1 protein-coding gene and 1 pseudogene are annotated in these 619 nt (G+C 59.0%); one reads left to right on the top strand and one right to left on the bottom strand.

Features of this window, described 5'->3' with window-relative positions:
- The first annotated feature begins 21 nt into the window (after positions 1-21).
- Positions 22-282 carry a type II toxin-antitoxin system RelE family toxin gene (locus ACK4TH_RS12870; protein ID WP_409627008.1) on the top strand — a complete coding sequence of 87 codons (261 nt, stop codon included), beginning with the start codon at positions 22-24 and terminating at the stop codon, positions 280-282.
- Between the two features lie 105 nt (positions 283-387).
- Here the strand turns inward: ACK4TH_RS12870 and ACK4TH_RS12865 are convergent.
- A pseudogene (locus tag ACK4TH_RS12865) lies at positions 388-619 on the bottom strand (replication initiation protein); the annotation flags it as partial.

Here is a 619-nt window from a genome sequence, read left to right as displayed (position 1 = left end):
AGTTTTTGCGTGGTTTGGCGGATTGAAAACGCCCGCGCTGCGCGCAAGGACATCGAAGGCCTCGAATCGCATATCGAGCGACGTATCAGGTCTTTCCTGGAAGAACGCCTCGCCAAGCTCGACGACCCGCGCAGCATCGGCGAAGCCCTCAAAGGCTCCAAGCTTGGAGCCTTCTGGAAGTACCGCGTCGGCGACTATCGCATCATCGCCAGCATCGAGGACGACGCTTTGCGCATCCTCGTTGTGCGCATCGGCAACCGCAAGGAGGTTTACCGATATTGATGGAGTTGTAGCTCCCTCTCTCACCCCGGATAGCTACAATTTACGCACCTGTCAGAGCGAATTGCTACACGTTGTAGCTCCCTCTCTCACCCCGGATAGCTACAATTAGAGCGGCAGCGAGCCTTGCGGGTTGCGCATGAAGGTGAAGCGTAGCGCCTTGACCTTGCGGCCCGCCTTGATCGGCTGCCACTGGATCAGCCAACCGTCCTTCTCGGTCAGTTCCTTGACCGCAGGCTCGATGATCCGGCGCTTCACTTGGCCGAAGTCACTGAGGCTCGGTGGCGCGTCCATCGAGGCTTTGAAGTCCTCGATGGTGTATTCGGCCCAGCCGGTCGAC

Source organism: Tepidimonas sp. (assembly GCF_046292505.1).
GTDB lineage: Bacteria > Pseudomonadota > Gammaproteobacteria > Burkholderiales > Burkholderiaceae_C > Tepidimonas.
Note: the sequence above shows the minus strand (reverse complement) of the source record. Positions and strands in the feature narration are given on the sequence as shown.